At 71.1% G+C, this 16821-nt stretch carries 14 protein-coding genes; 6 read left to right on the top strand and 8 right to left on the bottom strand.

Translation table 11 applies throughout. The features are described from left to right. Nucleotides 1-79: 79 nt before the first annotated feature. Together H4281_RS09620 and H4281_RS09615 are read right to left on the bottom strand one after the other, a co-directional pair. Nucleotides 80-2188: a 3-hydroxyacyl-CoA dehydrogenase NAD-binding domain-containing protein gene (locus H4281_RS09620; protein ID WP_182890522.1), complete on the bottom strand. Its 2109-nt coding sequence runs from the start codon at nucleotides 2186-2188 to the stop codon at nucleotides 80-82. Continuing rightward, the gene (locus H4281_RS09615; protein WP_182890902.1) at nucleotides 2188-3396 is read right to left on the bottom strand and encodes a thiolase family protein; all 1209 of its coding nucleotides are present in this window, start codon (nucleotides 3394-3396) and stop codon (nucleotides 2188-2190) included. Before H4281_RS09615 ends, H4281_RS09620 begins: the two co-directional genes overlap by 1 nt. 206 nt (nucleotides 3397-3602) lie before the next feature. Here H4281_RS09615 and H4281_RS09610 point away from each other — a divergent pair, with 206 nt between their 5' ends. Further along, nucleotides 3603-4664, top strand: coding sequence for a tetratricopeptide repeat protein (locus H4281_RS09610; protein ID WP_182890521.1), 1062 nt, complete (start codon nucleotides 3603-3605; stop codon nucleotides 4662-4664). A gap of 26 nt (nucleotides 4665-4690) precedes the next feature. Beyond that, nucleotides 4691-5755, top strand: a complete 1065-nt coding sequence (locus H4281_RS09605; RefSeq protein ID WP_182890520.1) for a tetratricopeptide repeat protein — start codon at nucleotides 4691-4693, stop codon at nucleotides 5753-5755. Nucleotides 5756-5792: 37 nt separating this feature from the next. On the opposite strand, the gene H4281_RS46555 is transcribed toward H4281_RS09605, so the two are convergent. The 3 genes from H4281_RS46555 to H4281_RS09590 are packed head-to-tail and all read right to left on the bottom strand — an operon-like array spanning nucleotide 5793 to nucleotide 8691. Continuing rightward, nucleotides 5793-6752: a 3-hydroxyacyl-CoA dehydrogenase NAD-binding domain-containing protein gene (locus H4281_RS46555; protein WP_182890519.1), complete on the bottom strand. Its 960-nt coding sequence runs from the start codon at nucleotides 6750-6752 to the stop codon at nucleotides 5793-5795. Continuing rightward, the gene (locus H4281_RS09595; RefSeq protein WP_220506953.1) at nucleotides 6749-7861 is read right to left on the bottom strand and encodes an NAD/NADP-dependent octopine/nopaline dehydrogenase family protein; all 1113 of its coding nucleotides are present in this window, start codon (nucleotides 7859-7861) and stop codon (nucleotides 6749-6751) included. Before H4281_RS09595 ends, H4281_RS46555 begins: the two co-directional genes overlap by 4 nt. A gap of 47 nt (nucleotides 7862-7908) precedes the next feature. Next, nucleotides 7909-8691: an SDR family NAD(P)-dependent oxidoreductase gene (locus H4281_RS09590; RefSeq protein ID WP_182890518.1), complete on the bottom strand. Its 783-nt coding sequence runs from the start codon at nucleotides 8689-8691 to the stop codon at nucleotides 7909-7911. A 51-nt stretch (nucleotides 8692-8742) separates the two neighbouring features. Between H4281_RS09590 and H4281_RS09585 the strand changes: the two genes are divergently transcribed. Next, a complete protein-coding gene (locus H4281_RS09585) occupies nucleotides 8743-9507 on the top strand; it encodes an IclR family transcriptional regulator (protein WP_182890517.1) in 765 nt (254 codons plus the stop codon). Between the two features lie 43 nt (nucleotides 9508-9550). On the opposite strand, the gene H4281_RS09580 is transcribed toward H4281_RS09585, so the two are convergent. The 3 genes from H4281_RS09580 to H4281_RS09570 form a co-directional block, all read right to left on the bottom strand. Continuing rightward, a complete protein-coding gene (locus H4281_RS09580; RefSeq protein WP_182890516.1) occupies nucleotides 9551-10822 on the bottom strand; it encodes a ribonuclease D in 1272 nt (423 codons plus the stop codon). A 71-nt stretch (nucleotides 10823-10893) separates the two neighbouring features. After that, on the bottom strand, nucleotides 10894-11610 hold the full coding sequence (locus H4281_RS09575) for a response regulator transcription factor (protein ID WP_033291604.1): 717 nt from the start codon (nucleotides 11608-11610) through the stop codon (nucleotides 10894-10896). Between the two features lie 672 nt (nucleotides 11611-12282). After that, nucleotides 12283-12846 (bottom strand): DUF3000 domain-containing protein, encoded by a 564-nt coding sequence (locus H4281_RS09570; RefSeq protein WP_182890515.1) that lies wholly within the window; start codon nucleotides 12844-12846, stop codon nucleotides 12283-12285. A 741-nt stretch (nucleotides 12847-13587) separates the two neighbouring features. Between H4281_RS09570 and hemE the strand changes: the two genes are divergently transcribed. Genes hemE through hemQ form a run of 3 tightly spaced genes read left to right on the top strand, consistent with a single transcriptional unit; the run spans nucleotide 13588 to nucleotide 16821 of the window. Then, nucleotides 13588-14670, top strand: a complete 1083-nt coding sequence (gene hemE, locus H4281_RS09565; RefSeq protein WP_182890514.1) for a uroporphyrinogen decarboxylase — start codon at nucleotides 13588-13590, stop codon at nucleotides 14668-14670. Then, nucleotides 14667-16082 carry a protoporphyrinogen oxidase gene (gene hemG / locus H4281_RS09560; protein WP_182890513.1) on the top strand — a complete coding sequence of 472 codons (1416 nt, stop codon included), beginning with the start codon at nucleotides 14667-14669 and terminating at the stop codon, nucleotides 16080-16082. Before hemE ends, hemG begins: the two co-directional genes overlap by 4 nt. Nucleotides 16083-16128: 46 nt before the next feature. Then, a complete protein-coding gene (hemQ, locus tag H4281_RS09555; RefSeq protein ID WP_182890512.1) occupies nucleotides 16129-16821 on the top strand; it encodes a hydrogen peroxide-dependent heme synthase in 693 nt (230 codons plus the stop codon).

Raw genomic sequence — 16821 nt, 5'->3', positions numbered from 1 at the left:
CCGGAAGGTCACGAAGTGCTCGGTGTGTCCGGGTTCACGGCGGAGCCGCCCTGCGGACCAGGGCGGCTCCGCCAAGGCGTTACGCCGGAACCGAAGCCACGCCCTGGGACAGGAACGGCTTGCCGTTGACCCGCTCCGAGACGCCCGCCCGGTCCAGGTACGGCGTGATCCCGCCGAGCCAGAACGGCCAGCCGGCGCCGAGGATCAGGCACAGATCGATGTCCTGGGCCTCCGCGACCACGCCCTCGTCGAGCATGATCCGGACCTCTTCGGCGATCGCGTTCAGCGCGCGGTCGCGGACCTGCTCGGCAGTCGACGGCTGGTCGCCCTGCGTCCACAGTTCGGCGACCTCCGGGTCGACCGACGGCGTGCCGGTCGCGTCCCAGGTCCAGACGCCCTTCTTGCCCGCCTTCACGAACTTGTCCAGGTTCTCGCTCACGGTGAAGCGGTCCGGGAACGAGCCGTGCAGCGTCTCGCCGACGTGCAGCGCGATGGCCGGGCCGACGAGCTGCATCAGGTTCAGCGGCGACATCGGCAGGCCGAGCGGCTCCAGCGCGGAGTCGGCCACGTCGAACGGCGTGCCCTCGTCCACGGCCACCAGCACCTCGCCGAGGAAGCGCAGCAGCAGCCGGTTCACGACGAACGCCGTCGCGTCCTTCACCAGCACGCTCGACTTCTTCAGCTGCTTGCCGACCGAGAACGCGGTCGCCAGCGCCGCGTCGTCGGTCTTCTCGCCGCGCACGATCTCCAAAAGCGGCAGCACGGCCACCGGGTTGAAGAAGTGGAAGCCGACCACGCGCTCGGGGTGCTGCAGCTTCGACGCCATCGCGGTGATCGACAGCGACGAGGTGTTCGTGGCCAGGATCGCCTCGGGGGAGACGTGCTGCTCCAGCTCGGCGAACACCTGCTGCTTCACGCCCAGCTCTTCGAAAACGGCCTCGATCACGAAGTCCGCGTCGGCGAACGCGGCCTTGTCGAGCGAGCCGGTGACGAGTGCCTTAAGCCGGTTCGCGCCGTCCGGAGACACGCGCTTCTTGGCCAGCAGCTTGTCGATCTCCTCGTGGACGTAGCCCACGCCCTTGTCGATGCGCGCCTGGTCGACGTCGGTGAGCACCACCGGCACCTTGAGCCTGCGCACGAACAGCAGCGCCAGCTGGCTGGCCATCAGGCCCGCGCCGACGATGCCGACCTTGTTCACCTTGCGCGCCAACGACTTGTCCGGCGCGCCGGCCGGCCGCTTCGCCCGCTTGTTGACCAGGTTGAACGAGTACAGCCCGGCGCGCAGCACGTCCGACATCAGCAACTCGGCGAGCCCGTCGGTCTCCGCCGCGTAACCGCGGTCGAGATCGTTCTCCCGCGCCAGCTCCAGCAGTTCGACGGCCTTGGTCGCGCCCGGCGACGCACCGTGCGTGCGACCGTCCACAATAGACTTGGCACGCGCGATGGCCGCGTCCCACTCCGCACCGCGGTCGATTTCCCGGCGAGCCGGGGTGATCTCGCCGTTGACCACCTTCGCCAGCCACAGCAGCGACTGCTCCAGGTAGTCCGCGGAGCCGAAGACCTCGTCGACGATGCCGAGTTCGGCGGCCTTGCGCACGTTCAGCATCTTGTTCTGCGCCAGCGCGTTCTCGATGATCACGGTGACGGCGGCGTCCGGGCCGATCAGGTTCGGCAGCAGCTGCGTGCCGCCCCAGCCCGGGAACAGCCCGAGGAACACCTCGGGGAACGCGATGGCCGCGGTGTTCTCCGACAGCGTCCGGTAGTGGCAGGACAGCGCGAGTTCGAGCCCGCCGCCCATCACCGCGCCATTGACGAACCCGAACGTCGGGATCTTCGACTCGGTGAGCCGGCGGAACACGTCGTGCCCGGTCTGCGCGATCTCCCGCGCCAGCTTCGGGTCCGACACCGCCTCGACGCCGGAAAGGTCCGCGCCGACCGCGAAAATGAACGGCTTGCCGGTGACCGCGATCGCGGCGGGCTCGGCGGCGAACGCCTCGTCCAGCGCGGCGTTCAGCGCGACGAGACCCTGCGGGCCGAAGGTGTTCGGCCGGGTGTGGTCGTGGCCGTTGTCCAAAGTGATCAGTGCGACCGGCTTGTCCAGCCCGGGAACCTTGACCAGGTTGGTGACCGCGTTCGTCACGACCTCGTCCGGGAACGCGGCCTTCGCCTCTTCAGCGGTGAAAGTCATTACTTCGCCCCCTCAGAGCCCTCGAAGCCGTTGTAGGCCGGGTTTTCCCAGATCACGGTGCCGCCCATGCCGATGCCGATGCACATCGTGGTGAGGCCGTAGCGCACGTCGGGGCGCTCGGCGAACTGGCGCGCCAGCTGCGTCATCAGCCGCACGCCGGACGAGGCCAGCGGGTGGCCGCACGCGATCGCGCCGCCCCACTGGTTGACCCGCGGGTCGTCGTCGGCGATGCCGAAGTGGTCGAGGAAGGCGAGCACCTGCACCGCGAACGCCTCGTTGATCTCGAACAGCCCGATGTCGTCGATGGACAGGCCGGTGCGCTTGAACAGCTTCTCGGTGGCCGGCACCGGGCCGATGCCCATCACTTCCGGCTCGACGCCCGCGAACGAGTAGCCGACCAGCCGCATCCCGATCGGCAGGCCGAGCTCGCGCGCGGTGTCTTCGTCGGCGAGGATCGCGGCGGTCGCGCCGTCGTTCAGACCGGCCGCGTTGCCCGCGGTGATCCGGCCGTGCGGGCGGAACGGCGTCTTCAGCTTCGCCAGCTGCTCGACGGTCGTGCCCGGGCGCGGCGGCTCGTCCTCGGTCGCGAGACCCCAGCCGAGTTCCTTCGACTTGGTCGCCACCGGAACCAGCTCCGGCCCGATCTTGCCGGTCTTCACGGCCTCGGCGTAGCGCTCCTGGCTGCGCGCGGCGAACGCGTCCGTGCGCTCCTTGGTGATCTCCGGGAACCGGTCGTGCAGGTTCTCCGCGGTCTGGCCCATTACGAGCGCGGTCGGGTCGACCAGCTTGTCCGCGACGATCCGCGGGTTCGGGTCGACGCCCTCGCCCATCGGATGCCGTCCCATGTGCTCGACGCCGCCGGCGATGGCGATGTCGTACGCGCCGAAGCCGATGCCGCTCGCGGTGGTGGTCACCGCGGTCATCGCGCCCGCGCACATCCGGTCGATCGCGAAGCCCGGCACGGACTTCGGCAGCCCGGCGAGCAGCGCGGCGGTGCGGCCGATGGTCAGGCCCTGGTCGCCGATCTGCGTCGTCGCGGCGATCGCCACCTCGTCCACGCGCTCGGGCGGCAGCTCCGGATGCCGCCGCAGCAGCTCGCGGATGGCGTTGACGACGAGGTCGTCCGCCCGGGTCCCGGCGTACATGCCCTTGTCGCCCGCCTTGCCGAAGGGCGTGCGTACCCCTTCGACGAAGACGACATTGCGCACCCCTCGCGCGGTGGGCGCGAGCGGCGGCGTTGCTGGTGCGGCCACGAATGCTCCTGAAGTCGAGAGTGTTCCTGCCCCGCACCCTAGCCCTTGTTACCGGTGGGTAACCAGTGCAGTGGCCCGGTCGAGTGGGGGACGGCACACTCCCGGGGTCTTGTGGCATGCGGCACACTGGCGGGAACGCACCAACCGGACGGGGGACGGCAATGGCGCTTTTCCGGGCGAACCCGGCGACCGAAATGGCGCGGCTGCGCAAGAAACTGGCGAAAGCCGCGGATTCGGATTCCCCGGAAAGCCTCGCGATGCGCCACCGGATCGGCATCCTCCTGGTGGAAACCGGCGACTGGCCCGCGGCGGCGGAGCACTACACCGAACTCGCCGACGCCCAGGTTCGGGTCGAGGGCGAACAGCACCCTGGCACGCTCGGCGCGTGGCTGAACCTGGCGACCGCGAAGGCCGCGCTGGGCCAGATCGAGGACGCGGTGCACCTGATGGAGTCCACAGTGGACATCTACGAGGCCGTCAGCCCCGACGACCCGGCCACCCTGCAGGCACAGCTGGTGCTGTCGGAGATGTATTCGCTCTCCGGGGAGTACGAGGAGGCGCTGGACGTGCTCAGCAGGCACCTGAACGCGTGCGTGGCCAAGTTCGGCGAGTACCACGAGCTGACCATCGCGGGCGCGCGCCGGAAGGTGAGCGTGCTGCGGACACTCGGCCGATACGACGAGGCTCGCTCGTTGAACTCCGGCCTGTCCCGTAAACCGCGAGACGACTACGAACGCGATAGCGCCCGCGCGGTCGGCTTGCTGATCCGCGCCGAAGCCGGTGACGCGAAGATCGTCCGGCACAAGGTGAGGGAACTCGCCGAGCAGTACCGCACGCCGGAATTCATGGAGGTGCTCGCCGCGGTGCTGCTGCGCGCCGGGGAACCCGCGGAAGCGGCGGAGCTGTACCGCGCCGTGCTGTCCGCGCAACCGGCGGCGCAACAGTGGGGCCCGGCCGGGGAATTGGCCCGCGCGTACTTGGAAAGCGGCCAGCTCGACGCGGCGGAGACCCTGGCCGGAGAAATCGCGGCGGCCGACGGTCTGCCGGACGGACACCCGCTGAAGCTCGGTGCCCGGGCGACATTGGCGCGGGCGGCCCGGGAACGCGGCCGGGATGAGGAAGCGGATCGGGAGCTGACTGCCGTTGCGGCGGGGTTGACGGAGGCGTTTGGTCCGAAGCATCCCGATGTCGTCGAAGTCGCCGGGTGGCTGAAGAAGGACTGAATCTCCGGGGCAGGCAGACTGTCCCGGTGGGACTCTTCCGCACGAAGCGAGAACCGGCCGACGAGGTCGCCGCACTGCAGGCCGCCCTCGCGAAGGCGCGTAACCCGAAGAGCGTGCCGAACCTGCGTCGGCGGCTCCTGCTGGGTCAGTTGCTGCTCAAGAACGAGACCTGGGCGGCGGGGGAGCGGCACTACACGGATCTCGTGCCCGCGTTGACGGACGAATTCGGCCCCCGCGAGCCGAACACCCTTGCCGCGTGGGCGAATCTGGCGTATTGCCAGATGTCGCAAGGCCGTCCGGCGGAGGCGATCCCGCTGCTGGAACGCACCGCGGAGGCGTTCGAGGAAACCTGGGGCGCGCGCCAGCCAGGGACGTTCAAGACCCGGCTGCTCCTCGCGGAAGCCTATGGCGTGGCAGCGCAGTACGAGGACGCGCTCGCGGTGCTGGACGCGCACGTCGACTACTGCGCCGCCGAACTCGGCCCGGCGCACGCCCTGACGAGAGCCGGACGACGCCGGAAGGTCATCATGCTGCGCGCGCTCGCCCGCTACGAGACGGCCGAACAACTGCTGTCAGCCGAGGACGCGTTCTGCGAGACCGACGAGCAACGAGACGCGCTCCGCGGGCTCCTTTTGGTGGTGCGAGCCGAAATCGGAGATCCGGAGGCGGCGATCGCTCCGATGCGCGAGCTGTTCGAGAAGCGGCCAGCGCAGGGGGAGTCCTTGGCCGCCGTTCTTCTGTTGGCCGCGCAAGCGCCCGAGGCAGCCGACCTGCTCCGCCAGGCTCTGGGCCAAGCGCGGGGCCGAGGCGCGCTGACCATCCGCAGCGTGCTCGCGCGAGCCTGCGTGGAGAGCGGAAATCTGGCCGAAGCCGAGCAGTCGGCGCGGGCGGTGCTGGCCGCTGGTGCCTGGCCGGCGGGACATCCGATGGTGCTCGGCCTCCGCGCGACGCTGGCCCGGGCCGCCACCCGGCGAGGCGACCGAGCGGGTGCGGCGGCAGAGCTGGAATCCGTGGCAGCCGGGCTCAAAGCAGTCCTCGGCGAAGCCCATCCACGCGTCGCCCAGGCAACCGGATGGCTCGCGGAGTGCTGACGGCCGCGGGCCTGAACCCGCGGCCGCCAACCGAAAGTCACTCCTGTGGACGCTCCGGAACCGGCGTCCCGTCTCGCAAATGCGGTTCCCGCAACCGGAAAATGTCCTCGAACTCCCGCATCCGCGCCGCCCGGTAGTCCGGGACCCCGGCCGTGTCGAAGCGGTAGAACCCGGCCCCGTCCTGGAGACCGCGCCGCTGCCCGGTCATGTTCTCCTCGACGATCGCGGGCGCCCGGAACCGCTCGCCGAGTTCGCCGGTCAGGTAGCGCGAGGCGTAGTACAGGATGTCGCCGCCGCCCCAGTCGATGAATTCCAGCGGGCCCAGCACCGAAAACCGCGGCCCGAGCCCGGCGCGGACCGCGAGGTCGATCTCGGCGGGTCCGGCCACGCCTTCCTCGACCATCCGCGCCGCCTCGTTCATGAGCAGCGCCTGCAGCCGCGGCACGATGTAGCCGGCGGCAGGCCCGCACACCACCGGCACCTTGCCGATTTCGCGCAGCAGTTCCACGAGCCGGTCGACCGCGGCCGGGTCGGTGGCGTCGCTCCGGCTGACCTCGACCAGCGGCATCAGCTCGGCCGGGTTGAGCCAGTGCGCGTTGACGACCCGCTCCGGCCGGTCGGCGAGCTCCGCGATCTGCGTGACCAGGAAGGTCGACGTCGTCGAGGCCAGCACCGCCGACTCCGGCACCTGCGAGCCGAGCCAGCCGAACACCTCGCGCTTGACGTCCATGACCTCCGGCACGGCCTCGAACACCACGGTCGCGTCCGCGAGCTCCTTCGCCGAACGGTCGCCCAGCGTCAGGCTTTCCAGCGCGTCCGCGTGGCCGAACATCGCGCGCAGCCGGTCGGCGAGGCGCTTGCGCACCTCGTCGCGCCGGAGCTGGCGTTCTTCCTCGGTGCGGTCCTTGACGTCCGCGAGCAGCACCGGATGTCCCGCCGCGAGGAAGGCCAGCGCGATGCCCTCGCCCATCCGCCCGGCGCCGACGATGGCGATCACGACTGGACTCCGTCCTGCAGCAGCTTGGTCAGCCCGGCGCGGTCGAGATCCGCCAGGCCGAGGTTCTCGAAGGTCCGGCCCTCGGCGTAGAAATCGCGGCCGGTGATGGCGGAACCCAACGCCAGCAATCCTTCCGCGACCGGCGTCGGCACCCCGGCGAACCGGCCCGCGGACACCAGCAGCGACAGCCCGAGCCGGGTGTCTTCCACCATGTAGCGATGCGTGTGGAGGTCGATCTTCTCGCGCCAGTCGCCGCTGTCGGTGAGCCTTTCGTGCGCCGAGCGGCCGTACATCCATTCTTCGCCGTCGGTGGCGTAGTGGTCGGCCAGCGGGAAGTGCGGCGCGCCGTAGCCGAACGCTTCGCGCAGCGCGACCCGCTCGGCGTCCAGCGCGTCGGTGACGCTCCGGATCGACGGCTGTGTGCCCTCGTTGTGGATGTCCCAGGCGGCGAAATGCTCCAGCGGACCGGCGTTCATCGTGATCAGCGGCGGGTGGATGATCGGACCCGCGTTCATCAGGGCACCGCTGAGCCCGTCGCCCGCGTCCTCGACGCTCGGGTACGCCTCGCGCAGCGTCTTGAACGCGCTTTCCGCCAGCCGCAGCGGGAAAACCCCGGTCGGCAGCCGGGTCGCGTACCCGCTGATCACCACTTCCGCGTCCCCGTGCCGGCGGGCGAGATACGGCAGCGTCCCGGCTTCGGCGAACGCGATCTCCGAGCTCCCGCCCGCCGCCGCGACGGCCTTGGCGAACACCATCGAACCGAACGTGCCCGGCGGCAGGAACACCACCTGGCCCTCGGCCAGCAGCGGGGCGAGCCGGGGAGCCAGGTCGTCGTGCGTGGTCGACGGCAGCGGGAGCACGACCAGAGCCGCGTCGCGCACCGCCTCGGCGAGGTCCGTCACCGGGTTGATCTCCCCGGCGCCGTCGCCCACCGGCACCGATCGGGAACCCCGGTAGTCCCGGACGCCCACCGCTCCGGTCGCGCGCACCGCTTCCAGCGCCTCGGCGTTCCGCCGCCACCAGCGCACTTCGTGGCCGTGCTCGGCGAGTTCCGCCACCGTGGCCCAGGAACCGTGCCCGCCCCCGAGAACCGCGATCTTCACTGTCATGTGCTCCTGTCTCGTACTGGTGTTCTTCTCGCGCCGACCGCACTTTCTCACGGGTCGACGAGGTCGGTCTCGGCCCACAGCCGATCTTGCTGTTCGCGCACGATCCGGCCGAACTCGCCCGGCACGATCGTCCGGTACGGCCCGGATTCGACCGCCACCCGCGCGATGGTCTCGATCGCCGGCTCCGGATCGCGCTGCATGGCGAGGAAATCCGAAAAGTCGTGGTCCGAGGCAGGTGCGTTCTCGACGAGTTTTTCGTTGAACCCCGTGGAAAACGGCCCGGGCTCGACGACCCGGACTTCGATGCCGTGCGGCCGCAGTTCCTGGCGCACCGCCTGTGCCATGGCTTCGAGGGCGGACTTGCTCGCCCCGTACGGGCCCGCGCCGGGAGCGACGAACAGCCCGGCCACCGACGTCACGAACACGATCCGTCCGCCCCGCCCGGCGGCGACGAGCCGGTCGGAGACCAGCCGCGTCAGCTCCAGCGTGCCGAAGACGTTGACCTCGAACGTCTTCCGGACCACTGCGGAATCCGTACGCAGAAGCGGTCCTTCCGCGCCGAATCCGGCATTGTTGAGCAGAACCGACGCGTCGAGCGCCGCCGCTGCCTCGCGATCAGCCGGGTCGAGCAGATCAAGCCGGGAGACCTCCGCGGCGAGCCCGCGTTCGGCGAACGCCGTCCGGACCGGCTCGATCTGGTCGTCCCGTTCGACGGTGGCGAACACCCGGTGTCCCCGCGCGGCGAGCGTCAATCCCGCTCCCAGCCCGAGACCCGATCCCGCCCCGGTGATCAAAACCGACTCGGTGCGTTCCTCGTTTGGCCGACCCACGCCCGCAGTGTCGCTTGCGTCGCGGCCCGGCCTCAATCAGACTTCCGCCACATGGAAGCCAGACCCACCGCGGCGGCGCGGCTGCTGTCGGTGCTGGACTGCTTCAGCCCGCGGACGCCGGTCCTTTCCCTGACCGAAATCGCCCAGTCCGCGCGCCTGCCGTTGAGCACGGCGCACCGCCTGGTCGGCGAACTGGCCGAATGGGGAGCGCTGGCCCGCGACGAACACGGCGGCTATCACCTCGGCCTGAAACTGTGGGAGCTGGGCTCGCTGTCGCTGGCCAGGGCGTCGATCCGCGAAATCGCGCTGCCGTACCTCGGCGACCTGTTCGACGCGACCGGCGAAAACGTGCACCTGTCCGTGCTGGACGGAACCGACGTCGTGTTCCTGGCCAGGCTGGCCGGACACCGCTCGGTCGGCATCCTGACCACGACCGGCAGCCGCCTTCCCGCGACCACCACCGCCACCGGCCGCGTCCTGCTCGCGCACGCCGCCGCGGATACCCGCGAATCCGCGCTGACCAGCCCGATCCCGGCGGAAACAACGCACACCACGACCGACCCGGAGACCCTGCGCGCCGAACTCGCCGACATCGCCCGCACCGGCTACTGCGTCGCCGACCGCCAGCTCGCCGACGACGCGGTCGCCGTCGCCGCCCCGATCCGAGACGCTTCCTCCCGCGTTACCGCGGCGGTCGCGGTCGTGGGCCGCCGGGAGACGACCTCGGTGGCCCATCTGGTGCCCGCGGTGGTCACCACAGCCACCGGCGTGGCGCGGTCGCTCGGATACCGCCGACCGGCACGCCGCCGTTTGTGACGGGGTCTCAACCTCAGCTAGAGGTCTGAACCACCGGCCCGGGTCAGGAAGCCGTGCTGTGCAACGCCTTGCTCAGCGCCGCCGCGGTCAGCTCCACCTGCCACGGCCGCGCCCCGCCCGCCCGCAGCGCGTCCGCGACCGAGTCCTCCGCGAGGTCGGCCGGGGGACGCCAGCAGGTGCGCCGGACCAAATCCGGCAGCAGGAGGTTCTCCACCGGCAGCTTGCGGTCCTCCGCGATCGCGGCCAAAGCGGCACGCGCGGCGGCGAGCCGGGCGGCGGCGTCGGGGTCCTTGTCGGCCCAGCGGTTCACCGGCGGCGGACCGTCGGACGGCTGGCTCGGGCTCGGCAGCTCGCTCGCCGGCAACGCCTTGGCCGCCTGGAGGTGCCGCAGCCAGCTGGCCGTGTATTTGCGCTGCACGCGTCCGCTGAACACCGGCAGCGCCTGCAACTCCTCGACTGTCTTCGGGTCCGACGTCACCGCGTTGACGATCGCGCTGTCAGGCAGGATCCGGCTCGGCGCGCGGTCGCGTTTGCGGGCCAGTTCGTCGCGGGCCTGCCACATCTCCCGCACCGCGGCGAGGCCGCGCGGGCTGCGGATCTTGTGCACCCCGGACGTCCGGCGCCACGGTTCGGCCCGCGGCGCGGGCGGGGGAGCGGTGCGCACCGCCTCGAACTCCTGCTGCGCCCACTCCAGCTTGCCCTGAGCGGCCAGTTCGGTCTCGAGTTTCGCGCGCAGTTCGTTGAGCAGTTCGACGTCGAGCGCGGCGTAGTTGAGCCAGTCGATCGGCAGCGGACGCTTCGACCAGTCCGCGGCGCTGTGCCCCTTCTCGAGCGTGTACCCGAGCAGCAGCTCTACCAGCGTGCCCAGCGCGACGCGTTCGTACCCGGCCAGCCGCCCGGCCAGTTCGGTGTCGAACAGCGATCGCGGCCGCAGGTCCAGTTCCGCCAGGCACGGCAGATCCTGGGACGCGGCGTGCAGCACCCATTCGGTGTCGTTGAGGACGTCCCGCAGCGGGGCGAGGTCGTCGGCGAGCGCGATCGGATCGATCAGCACCGTGCCGGAGCCTTCGCGGCGCAGCTGGACGAGATAGGCCTTCGGCCAGTAGCGGTAGCCCGAAGCCCGCTCGGTGTCGACGGCGACGGCACCCGTGCCCGCGGCGAGCCGCGCGCACGCCTCGGCGAGCGCGTCGGGATCGGCCACGACCGGAGGGGTGCCTTCCGCCGGTTCCCTGAGCAGCACCGGCGTTCGGGAGGCCCCGGAGTTCTCGGTGGTCTCGTCTCCGGTCCGCGCTCCGTCCGCCTGTGCAGTTCCCATGTCCGACGACCCTACGGGACGGGTGGACCGCGCCTGGTCCGCCCGCCCCGCAGGGACGTGGTTCGTCGTCGTCAGCGGATCACGCCGGCTCGCATCGCCAGCGCGACCATCTGCGCCCGGTCGCCCGTGCCGAGCTTGCGCCCGATGCGGGACAGGTGGGATTTGACGGTGAGCGCGGAGAGGGAAAGCTCCTCCCCGATCTCCTTGTTCGACTGCCCGTCCGCGACGAGCTGGAGCACCTCCACCTCGCGAGCCGACAGCTCGCGCGGGGTGTTGTCGGTGCCCGCCACTCGCGTGCCGGTCGCCAGGACCGGGGCCACGCTCGGGTCGGCGTAAACGCCGCCTTCGAGAACCCGGCGCACGCCGTCGGTGACCACCACCGGCGACGCCGACTTCAGCAGGTACGCCTGAGCTCCGGCCTGGAACGCGGAGCGCACCGCGTACGGGTCGTCGGAGGATGCCAGGACCACCACGCGCGGCCAGCCGTGGCTACGGAGTTCCGTAACCAGCTCGATGCCGCTGCCGTCCGGCAGTCCGAGATCGAGGATCGCCAGGTCGCACGGGCCGGTGGCCTGTGCTCGCGCCCTCGCCTCGGCCACCGTGGCGGCTTCGTGGACGGTGCCCGCACCCATTTGTGCGAGTCGTGCTGCGATTGCCTCCCTCAACAGCGGGTGGTCATCGACCACCAACACGGAAAAAAGCTCTTCCCGCGGGTGCGGAACCATGCTCGCCGGCAAGGCGCCGGCTGGCGTGGATCGGACGGCCTGAGATAAGCCGACGGTAGCCACGTCACTACCTCCCTGGAGTCGGTCGTGCCCCCCGACCGGCACCGGGACCTTCGGCCGTTCAGCCGCGCCAGCTTTAGACCGAAAGTGGTGTCGTCCCAGGCACTGTAGCCGTCCGGACGCCGTTGCGGGGGGATCGAATGGGTATCTATCCGAAACAGTTCGTCACTCAGCGAGGTCGTTGTAACACGATCGGACTAACGATCGGAGTCTTGTTAACGACTGGCGACCGGGCTGCGATGCACCTGAGTTACCGGCAACGAAACGGGCGTGCAGATGGCCCGTGCACCTGCGGGTGCTTGCGGAGCCGGGCTGCCGTCCCGACGGTCCGGGCCCGGAAATGCGCCCCGGCCGGGGCAAGATCATTTTCTTTCACGTTTTGCCGCGCATCCTGCCCGCTCGCCCGCGCCTCGCCGGAAGCGCCGGGAAGGGGTCCGCGACCGCGTCGAAGCTGGTTACCGGGGGTTCACTGCCTGTGATCACGCCCGGCCACGAACGTGCGGCATCCGGAGCAGTGCCGCCTGCAGTCCACGATGGACGGTCGGCCGCGGACGCCCGGACGCCCCGCCGAAGATCCCCGCGGAGCGCCGCGAGGGCCCGGATCCGCCCGGGAAGGCGCGTTCGTGCGCGTGCAAGCGCCGCGAAGACGCTGCCCGACCGGGTGAACTTAGGAAATCAGGAGCTCTGCCGCTGCTCGAACAGCGTGACGCCCACCGGAGGCAGCCCCACGACGCTCGCCATCACCTGGCAGAACGCCAGCCCGTGCGGCCCGAGCGCGGCGTCGGTCGGGGTCCAGGACGCCCGCAGTTCGAGGTCGTCCGTGCGGGCGGGACCGGAGATGTCGCCGAACCGGGCCGAGGACGTCTCGGTGACGGTGCCGCCGAGCGCCTTCCACGACGCCCCGGAGGCCTCCAGCGCGTCGGTGAGCCACGACCAGCCGACCGCGGGAAGGAACGGATCCGTGGCCAGCTCGCGGTCGAGTTCGGCGCGGACGTACATGACCAGCCGCAGCACGCCGTCCCAGCCCTCCTGGCCGTCCGGGTCGTGCAGCAGCACCAGCCTGCCGGACGCGAGCACGTCCGCGGGGCCGGAGACCTCGCAGCTCAACGCATAGGACCACGGCGCGAGCCGCTGCGGCGCACGCATCGTCTCCAGCCGGATCTCCGGGCGCGGCCGGACGGCTTGCAGCGCCGCGACGGCTTCGCGGAAGAGCTCGGGCACTGGCGTCATCGCGGTCACGCTCCGACTGTAGGGCGGCAACACCCGGTTGCGGACGCAGGCGCGCCGAGCGAGACCCACCCGCGACCCGCGGGACGGCTCGGCTGGCCAATGCCCCACGCGCTCCACTGCGCCGCACGCTTGCTCCGCGGGGCACTCGGCTCCGCTCCCTTCGTGAGTGTTTATGCCGGTTCTAACCGGCATAAACACTCACGAGACTCCGTGCGTTCGGGCGCGCTGCGCGAGGCGATGGCGGCGTGGCCCTGGGCAGCCGCTCTAGGCCTCTGAGTGGCGAGCCCGGGGAGAACCGTCGCGCCTCGCCTGCCGCCTTGTCGTGCCGGGTCGCTGTCCACTCCGTCGTCGCGCCGCAGCCCCGCTGTCCGCCCGGTCTTGCCCAGCCGGCCTCACTGCACACTCCGCTTTGCCCCGCTGTCTCGTTGCCCACTCCGCCTTGCTCTCGCCTCGATGACCGCCGCAGTTCTGCCCCGCCGTCCGTCCAGTCACGCCTCGCCTTCTTCTTCTTCCGTCCTGTGCGCCCGACGCCGCTTCGGGTGCATGACGGGACTCGGCGAGCCAACGCCGTGCCGGGTGCGCCGGAGGCAACGAACGCCGCGGCCGACGCGACACGCAACGAATGCGGCACTGCGATCCGGTGGAGGGCACCGAATCCGAAGCGGGCCGTGGGAATGCCGCTGCCGCGAAAACCGGGTTGTGGCTCGTTGGGCACGGGGCGGCCCGGGACTGCCGGGCCCGCGTGGGACCATGGGGTTCGTGCCTCAGGTTTCGTCCGCGCCCGTCGGCGCCCCGTCCGTTTCGCCCCGTCGCGCTCTGCCCGGCTCGGCTTTCCTCGCCGCCGCGCGCGGGGAGCGGCCCGCGCACGTTCCCGTGTGGTTCATGCGCCAGGCAGGCCGCTCGCTGCCGGAGTACCGCGCGCTGCGCGAGGGCGTGCCGATGCTCGACGCGTGCTTCGACCCGGAGATGCTCGCCGAGATCACGATGCAGCCGGTCCGCAGGCTGGGCGTCGACGCGGCGATCCTGTTCAGCGACATCGTGGTCCCGCTCAAGGCGGCGGGCGTCGACATCGACATCGTCCCCGGCACCGGCCCGGTCGTGGCCTCGCCGGTGCGCGACGCGGACGCCGTGCGCGCTCTGCCGAAGCTCGAACCGGAGCAGGTCGGGAAGGTCGCCGAGGGCGTCCGGCTGCTGGTGGAGCGGCTCGGCGAAACCCCGCTGATCGGGTTCGCCGGCGCGCCGTTCACGCTGGCCAGCTACCTGATCGAGGGCGGCCCGAGCCGCAACCACGAGCACACCAAGGCCTTGATGCACTCGCAGCCCGAGGTCTGGCACGACCTCGCCGCGCGCCTCGCCGACATCGCCGCCACGTTCCTGCGCGCCCAGCTCGAGGCGGGCGTCGACGCGGTGCAGTTGTTCGACTCGTGGGCCGGTGCGCTGTCCGAGCGCGACTACCGCGAGTTCGTGCTGCCGCATTCGACCCGGGTGCTGGCCGTGGCCGGGGAGTACGGCGTGCCGCGGATCCATTTCGGCGTCGGCACCGGCGAGCTGCTCGGCGCGATGCGCGAGGCGGGCGCGGACGTGGTCGGCGTCGACTGGCGGATCCCGCTCGACGTCGCGGTCCACCGGCTCGGCGGCAACGTGTCGGTGCAGGGCAACCTCGACCCGGCGTTGCTGTACGCGTCGTGGCCGGTCCTGGAGGCCGAGGTGCGCCGGATCGTCGAAGAGGGCCGCGCCGCTCGCGGGCACGTCTTCAACCTCGGCCACGGCGTGCTGCCGGGCGTCGACCCGGAGGTGCTGAAGCGGGTCGTCGACCTGGTGCACTCGCTGTGAAACACGTCGCGGTCGTCGGCGGCGGGATCTCCGGGCTGGCCGCGGCGTACCGGGTGCGCCGGCTGCTCGGCGACCGGGTCACGATCACCGTCTTCGAGAGCACGGCCTCGATCGGCGGGAAGCTGCGCACGGCGGAGGTCGGCGGAGTCAGCTACGACGTCGGGGCCGAAGCGTTCCTCGCCCGGCGGCCCGAGGTGGTTTCGCTGGTGGAGGAGGTCGGCCTCGCCGATCGCCTGGTGCATCCGACGAAGGCGCGCGCCAAAATCCACGCCGGCGGTTCGGTGCAGAGCCTGCCGCCCGGCACCGTGATGGGAGTCCCGGCGTCCGCGGACTCGGTCGCGGGCGTGCTGTCCGAAGACGGCCGCAGCGCGGTCGAGAAAGAACGTTCGCTCGGCCCGGTCGACCTGGGCGAAGGCGATGTGCCGCTCGGGCCGCTGCTGCGCACGCGCTTCGGCGACGAACTGGTGGACCGGCTGGTCGACCCGTTGCTGGGCGGCGTTTACGCGGGCGGTGCCGACGGTCTCGGCCTCCGCGCGACGATGCCCGGCCTGGCCAACGCGATCGAGGGCGGAGCGGGTTCGCTCACCGAGGCCGCGTCGTCGCTGCTGCCGAAAACGCAAACGCCGGGCACCGCACCGGTTTTCGGCAGTCTCACCGGCGGCTTGCGGGGCTTGCTCGACCGGTTGCTGGAGCTTTCCGGCGCTGAGCTGCGCACTTCGTCAACGGTCCGCGCGCTGACGCGGACGCCGTCCGGCTGGCGTCTCGAATTCGGTGCTGCCGCGCCAGCGCACGCGCCTGCCGACAGCCCGGTGGACGCGGACGCGGTGCTGCTCGCAGTGCCCGCACCGGCCGCCCGGAAACTGCTCGACGGCGTAGCCCCGGCGGCTTCGACCGCGTTCGGCGAGGTCGAACTGGCGTCGATGGCGGTCGTCGCGTTCGCGTTCCCGCCCGGCACGGAGCTGCCTGACGCGTCCGGAATCCTCATCGGCGCGGGGGAGCGGGACGCGGAAGGCGTGCCGTACGCGGCCAAGGCGTTCACGTTTTCGTCGAACAAGTGGGCTCACCTCGGCGACGCCGGACCGGTGCTGGTGCGCGGTTCGGTGGGCCGGTTCGGCGAGCCCGGCGCGTTGAACGGCGACGACGATTCCCTGGTCGAGGCGGTCCGCGCGGACCTGGCTCGCCTCGCCGGCGTCACCGCGAAGCCGATTGACACGCTGGTGACCCGCTGGGGCGGCGGCCTCCCGCAGTACGGCACCGGGCACCTGGAGCGGGTGACGCGGATCGAGACGGCAGTGGCGGATGTCCCGGGCCTTGCCGTGGCGGGCGCCACGCTGCACGGCGTCGGCCTGCCGGCGTGCGTGGCCACGGCCGATGCCGCTGCCCGCCGGATCGCGGAGCAGCTCTTCGTGTGACGGAGCCCCATGGCGATCGCCGGACCGGAAGTGCCAGGATGGAGTCATGGCGCGGCTGAATTACCACGAACTCAACGACACGATCCGCTACACCACGTGGTCGGTCTTCCGGATCGAACCGGGGAAGTTGGGGGAGGACCGCGGCGCCGCGGGCCGCGAGACGGCCGAGTACCTCGACGGGCTCGAGGCCAAGGGCGTCGTCGTCCGGGGCGTCTACGACGTGTCGGGCCTCAGGGCTGACGCGGACTACATGATCTGGTGGCACGCCGAGGAGATCGAGCAGGTCCAGGCCGCCTACACCGGGTTCCGGCGCACGCCGCTCGGCCGCGCGTCCACGCCGGTCTGGAGCCAGACCGCGCTGCACCGGCCCGCCGAGTTCAACAAGAGCCACGTGCCCGCGTTCCTGGCCGGCGAGGAGGCGCGGAAGTACATCTGCGTGTACCCGTTCGTCCGGTCCTACGACTGGTACTTGCTGCCCGACGAGGAACGCCGCAAGATGCTGGCGGACCACGGCAAGGAGGCGCGGGACTACCCGGACGTGCGCGCCAACACCGTCGCGTCGTTCGCGCTCGGCGACTACGAGTGGATCCTCGCCTTCGAGGCCGACGAACTGCACCGGATCGTCGACCTGATGCGCCACTTGCGCAACACCGAGGCGCGTCGCCACGTGCGCGTCGAGATCCCGTTCTACACCGGAACGAAGGTGCCGCCCGCCGAGCTCGTCGCGGCTCTGCCGTAA

Origin of the sequence: Amycolatopsis dendrobii, from assembly GCF_014145675.1 — a bacterium.
Classification (GTDB): Bacteria; Actinomycetota; Actinomycetes; order Mycobacteriales; family Pseudonocardiaceae; genus Amycolatopsis; species Amycolatopsis dendrobii.
This window is presented reverse-complemented; position numbering and strand designations above follow the sequence as displayed.